Source organism: Nonomuraea sp. NPDC050202 (assembly GCF_040656115.1).
Classification (GTDB): Bacteria; Actinomycetota; Actinomycetes; order Streptosporangiales; family Streptosporangiaceae; genus Nonomuraea.
Map to the genome: position 1 here is coordinate 1 of NZ_JBFALF010000101.1, position 5,229 is coordinate 5,229.

The following is a 5,229-nucleotide window of genomic DNA, read 5'->3' on the forward strand; positions in this document are numbered from 1 at the left end:
AGATCCTCGGCTGGCGCACCCCCGCCGAGGTGTTCGACGAGCAGCTACGCTCGATCCAACAAACCGGTGTTGCAACGACAGGTTGAACCCAAGCAGTACTGCTCGCGGGAGTTCGCGCGGACCTGTCACCGGCTCGGTGTCACCCGCTCGCGCGGTGCGGTCGGCACCAGCGCCGACAACGCGGCGGCCGAGTCCTTCAACGCGAGACGCTGCAGGGCGCACATCGCTGGCCCGACGCCCGCACCGCCCGCCTGGCCGTCTTTCGCTGGATCACCCGCTACAACACGATCCGGCGGCATTCCCGCCTCGGCCAGCTCAGCCCGATCGACTACGAGAAGACGGCGGATAACCTGGAGTCTGCCGCCTGAAATCGGTGTTCACGTTCATGGGGGAAGCCCCGACGATGCTGCCAGGAGATCAACCATTCATCCAGCAGGTCCTGCAGCTCCGGAACCGTCCAGACCGCGCCCTCTTCCACCCGGTGGCCGCGCCGGTCGCTCTTGGAGCCGGTGTAGCCGGCCAGGAACTGAGTGAACTGGCTGTTGATCGACGGGAAGGTCGCCTCCACCACCGCTTTGTCCGTCGGAGTGTTCGGCCGCGCCCGCTGCACCGAGATGCCCAGCCGCTCGCAGGCCCGGGTGAACGTCTCGGAGATGAACACTCTGCCGCCGTCGATCACGACCCCGTCTGGGATGATGACCGGCTTGGCGGCCGCCGCCTCCATCCGCGCGTCAATGGCCATCAACCTGCCGTGCGGCAGCAACGACGCCGACATCTTCAACGCCGCCGACCAGCCCGGCCGCATCGGCTCAGGAACCAGCATTTTGGCCAGCAGCAACGAGGCATCCACCGCCTTGGTGCCCACCGGCCGCAACACCGCCGCGCAGATCGTCCGGGTCGCGACATCGACCGCGATCGTCAAGTCCGCGCGCACCGCCACCCCAGAGTCCAGCAGCACCATCACATCCAGCGGCGTGGAGTCGATCTGCACCTGCTCCCCCGGACGATCGGCCAGCGTCGGCGTGAACGGGCCCTGCGGCCGGTTCGCCAACTGCCGCCGGGTCACTGCTGAGCCGAAGGTGTGACGGCCCGTCGACAGCGTGTCGATCAGCCGGTAGAAGGCGGTCCTTCCCGGCAGCGGCACCACCCCCGGCCCGTAGGTCGCCTCCAACGCGCTGGTGACCGTCCAGATCAACCGCGAACGCGTCCCTGTCGAGGCGAGCGTCTCCTCCTCCAGCGCCTCCTTCACCGCCTGCACGACTCTGGCATCGGCCCGTCCGGTCGCCTGCCACTCGCGCGTCGTCCGCTGGTCGACCAGCCCCCACAGACCCTGCTCGGCGTAGCGGGCCCGCCGCGTGCGGATGGTCCGTGAGGTGACCCCCAGTTCCGCGGCCTTCGCCTCATCACGTTCACCGAGCGAACGCAAGTCCGGGTCATAGGCCGGCTGGACCGGCGTCCCCGGTTCGGCACCGGGAGGCAATCCGGTCAACACCTCCACAATGTGGCGCTCCCACTCCTGCGCCGCGGCCAAGACCTCCTTGGGCAGGCTGTCGAGCAAGCCGAACGGCTCCAGTTCGGGGAACGGCTCGCCATCGACCACCGCGAACCCCGGCGCCCCAAGAAGGTGCGCCAGCAGCACCGCCGTCTCCGACCCATCAGCCGACTTCAGCCGCACCGACGTCCCGGCCAGCGCCACCACCTGATGCTCGCCGCTGTCGTAGTGCACCCAATCGCCCAGCCTCAGCACCGGCCTGGACGCGCCCCGGCTGCTCACGCCACCTCCGGGAGCGACACGACCGAAGACATGTGCAGCGGTGCCGCCAGATCCACCACAAGCTCATGCGACCACAGCAGATGAAACAGCCTCGGCAGCACCGCGATCGGGTCTCCGACCCGCTCGGCCCCGGCTCGCAACGGAGCCCCCTCAGCGAAGACCTCCCGCAGCTGTCCCGCCACCTGATCGTCGTAGTGGCGCGGGTGCCGCGAGCCCGAGATCCACCGAACGTTGCGCACCAGCAGCTCATCTGGGGAACCGACCAACCGGTACTCCCAGCCGACCATCTCACACGCTTGCCTGGTCGCCTCGAACGCAACCACATCACGAGGCTTGCGCCGTCCCACCGGACGGCAGTCGACGACCACCCCCGACCCGTCCCTGCGCCGCGCGAAATAGTCCGGCGCGTGCGAGCGGGCCTTGCCCTCAGCCGTCACCCAGAACAACCAGAACGGCTGGGACGCGATCCCCACCACAGCAGAGTCGAAGTCCAGCAGCATCAGATGATCGCGCTCAAGCCACGACTCGAACCCCACCAGCCGTCCGTCGGTCGCCGACCACCAATCACCTGGCAGATGCTTCTGCCCTTTGTAGGGGCGGAACCGACGCACCGGCCGTCCCGTCTCCAGCGGCGCCGCCCACGCCTCGGAGAGCTCCTGACGGACCTCCATCCCGTCCGCCGTCACGTACGCGAACTCGAAGCGATCGACTGGCCGGGCCGCTCCACCCTGTACCGCTCTCAGCGTCCCCACGCTGGTCATCCTTCAGGAACCCGACTCACCGAATGGAAGGGTTAATCCGAACGTGACACAGACACCGGAAACCTACATGCGGAACTGGAAGAGATCACCCGTACCGAACACTCGGCCTCCGCACGCGGCAGAAGTTCTCTCTCCTCGTTCATCGTCAATCGACGATAGTCGATGAAAGGGGAAGGCGGAAGCTCCCGGGAGGCGGTCATCTCCCCTCAGCCGCGTGGCGCGTACATGATCACCAGTACGCCGAGCAGGCAGACCAGCGCGCCGATCACATCCCAGCGATCGGGCCGGAAGCCGTCCACGACCATGCCCCAGGCCAGGGAACCGGCGACGAAGACGCCGCCGTAGGCGGCCAGGATGCGGCCGAAGTTCGCGTCCGGCTGCAGGGTGGCGACGAATCCGTACAGGCCCAGGGCGACGACCCCGGCGCCGACCCACAGCAGGCCGCGCTGCTCGCGCACCCCTTGCCAGACCAGCCACGCCCCGCCGATCTCGGCGAGCGCGGCCAGGGCGAACAACAGCAGGGAACGGGCGATCGTCATGACAGGTAGTACAGCGCATCCCGGGCGATGCCCGTGGCGGCGGCGATCAGCAGCGCGGCCACGGTCATCCCTCGACGGCCGGGCCGGCGACGAAGCGCAGGCCCTTGCCCGCCAGACGGCCGGTGAGCTCGTCCGGGCTGTGCGGGGCGGTGTCGGGAAGCAGGTAGAACTCCTCCAGGACGGCGCGGGCGGTGTCGTCGTCGCTCACCGCGCAGTCCCACAGCACCTGGCCGCCGTCGAGCGTGATGTCGAAGGCGAAGAACGCGCAGCACGCCTTCTCCCGTGCGGCGAGGTCCCGCACCCAGGGCTCCACGCCGGGCTCGGCGCGCAGCCGGAAGCGGATGCCCCGGCCGGTCCTCTCGCGGCCGACGAGGTGCCGGGCGAACAGGCGGCGGTATTCGTCCAGGCGCTGCCGGGCGGTGTCGGGGGCGGTGGTCATGTCGCAGACGACGGGGGTCGAGGCGGGCGGGACGTCCATGGCGGGTCTCCTTGTCGCTGGCCTGCCGGCGTTCTTGTGGCGCCGTCACCCACACCGTAAAGTCTTGACTTGAGTCCAGAGTCAAGAGGTGAAGCCACGTGAAGATCGGCCAGGTGGCGCAGGAGGCCGGGGTCAGTGTGGACACCGTCCGCTTCTACGAGCGGCGCGGCGTCCTGCCCGTCGCCGAGCGCAGACCCTCCGGGTATCGCATCTTCAGCCCCGCGTCGGTGGAACGCATCCGGATGGCCAAGGCCCTGCAGGAGCTGGGCTTCACCCTTGACGAGGTCATCGCCGCCCTGGCCGCGCACGACCAGGGCGGCGCCACCTGCGAGGGCGAGCGGTGGCGGCTGGAGGCGGTGGTGGACCGGCTCGACGCCAGGATCGCCGAACTGGCCAGAGCCCGGCAGGCCGCCGTGGAGAGCTTGCATGACTGCCGGGCCGGGCGATGCCGGCTCACGCTGAGCACCACCCGGCCGGGCCAGGCCGGGCCCGAACGCGCCGGTGGCGCACGCGCCGGCTGATCACACCAGCGCAACGACGGGAGAGGCGTACGGCCCGCTGGCTGGTTCATGACTCCGATCTACCTGGGCATATCATCGGCGGCATGGCGCTGCGACTTGTTCAGGTGAATTTCAAGGCTCGGGACGACTCGGCGCTCGGCCGGTTCTGGGCGGAGGCGCTCGGCTGGGGCATGGCGAGCGAGGGGCCCGGCGTGACCAACCTCGAGCCCGAGGGCTTCGCCTGGCCCGACCCCGACGCCTTCTACGTCGATCTCGTCACCGTCCCTGACCCGGAGACGGTGAAGTACCGCGTGCACCTCGACCTGGCCACCACCTCTGCCGCCCATCAGGCGGAGTTGGTCGCGCGCCTGAAGGAGCTCGGTGCGACGCCCGCCGACGTGGGCCAGGGCGACGTCCCGTGGACGGTCCTGGCCGATCCGGAGGGCAACGTGTTCTGCGTGCTGGAGCCCCGGGCGAGCTTCCGGGACACCGGGCCGATCGCCGTGGTGGTGGTCGACTGCGCCGATCCGCGGGCCATGGCCCGGTTCTGGGACGAGGCGCTGGACTGGACCCTGCACGAGGTCACCGACGATCATGCGCTGCTGCGTTCGGCCAAGGGCGTCGGCCCGTATCTGGAGTTCCTTCGTGCGCCCGCCACGCGGACCTGGTGGAACCGCATCCATCTCGACCTGCTGCCGGACCCCATCGAGGACCAGGGGGCGGAGGTGGCCCGGCTGCGGGCCCTCGGCGCGAAGCCCGCCGACGTGGGCCAGGGCGACGTCTCGTGGAAGGTGCTGGCCGACCCGGAGGGCAACGAGTTCTGCGTCCTCGGACGGGGCTGACGCAGAGCCTCCTCACCTGCGGTGCCGCCGCGCCGGACCTCGGCAGCGCGGCAGCCTTGATCGTGGGAAGGCGGTACCGCCCGCCTTCCCGCACCCCGTGACTAGACTGCCGCCATGACCACGGAGTCGTCCCCTCTCACCATCGCCCAGCTCGCCGAGCTGGCCGGAGTCTCCACCGCGACGGTCTCCAAGGTCGTCAACGGCCGCTCCGAGGTCTCCTCCGAAACCCGCGCCGCCGTGGAAGAACTCATCCGCCGCCACGGCTACCGCCGCCAACGCCGCCGCTCCACCCCCACCACCCTCATCGACCTCGTCTTCCACGCCCTCGAAGGCGA

At 69.7% G+C, this 5,229-nt stretch carries 7 protein-coding genes and 1 pseudogene; 4 read left to right on the forward strand and 4 right to left on the reverse strand.

Annotated features, from left to right (window positions below):
* Nucleotides 1–93: 93 nt before the first annotated feature.
* Nucleotides 94–368: pseudogene (locus AB0I79_RS63040) on the forward strand (integrase core domain-containing protein); the annotation flags it as partial.
* Here AB0I79_RS63040 and AB0I79_RS63045 read toward each other — a convergent pair.
* The 4 genes from AB0I79_RS63045 to AB0I79_RS63060 form a co-directional block, all read right to left on the reverse strand.
* Nucleotides 329–1,726, reverse strand: coding sequence for a hypothetical protein (locus tag AB0I79_RS63045; RefSeq protein WP_357896260.1), 1,398 nt, complete (start codon nt 1,724–1,726; stop codon nt 329–331). The pseudogene AB0I79_RS63040 and the gene AB0I79_RS63045 overlap by 40 nt on opposite strands.
* Before the next feature lie 44 nt (nt 1,727–1,770).
* Nucleotides 1,771–2,526 carry a TnsA-like heteromeric transposase endonuclease subunit gene (locus tag AB0I79_RS63050; RefSeq protein ID WP_357896263.1) on the reverse strand — a complete coding sequence of 252 codons (756 nt, stop codon included), beginning with the start codon at nt 2,524–2,526 and terminating at the stop codon, nt 1,771–1,773.
* Between the two features lie 215 nt (nt 2,527–2,741).
* Nucleotides 2,742–3,074, reverse strand: a complete 333-nt coding sequence (locus AB0I79_RS63055; RefSeq protein WP_357896265.1) for a YnfA family protein — start codon at nt 3,072–3,074, stop codon at nt 2,742–2,744.
* Nucleotides 3,075–3,138: 64 nt separating this feature from the next.
* The gene (locus AB0I79_RS63060) at nt 3,139–3,552 is read right to left on the reverse strand and encodes a hypothetical protein (RefSeq protein ID WP_357896268.1); all 414 of its coding nucleotides are present in this window, start codon (nt 3,550–3,552) and stop codon (nt 3,139–3,141) included.
* A 98-nt stretch (nt 3,553–3,650) separates the two neighbouring features.
* Between AB0I79_RS63060 and AB0I79_RS63065 the strand changes: the two genes are divergently transcribed.
* The 3 genes from AB0I79_RS63065 to AB0I79_RS63075 all read left to right on the forward strand — a co-directional run.
* Entirely contained in the window at nt 3,651–4,073 is a 423-nt protein-coding gene (locus AB0I79_RS63065; RefSeq protein WP_357896270.1) for a MerR family transcriptional regulator, read from the forward strand.
* 83 nt (nt 4,074–4,156) lie between these two features.
* Entirely contained in the window at nt 4,157–4,894 is a 738-nt protein-coding gene (locus AB0I79_RS63070; protein ID WP_357896272.1) for a VOC family protein, read from the forward strand.
* Between the two features lie 114 nt (nt 4,895–5,008).
* On the forward strand, nt 5,009–5,229 hold a 221-nt coding region (locus tag AB0I79_RS63075; protein ID WP_357896274.1), incomplete at its 3' end, for a LacI family DNA-binding transcriptional regulator.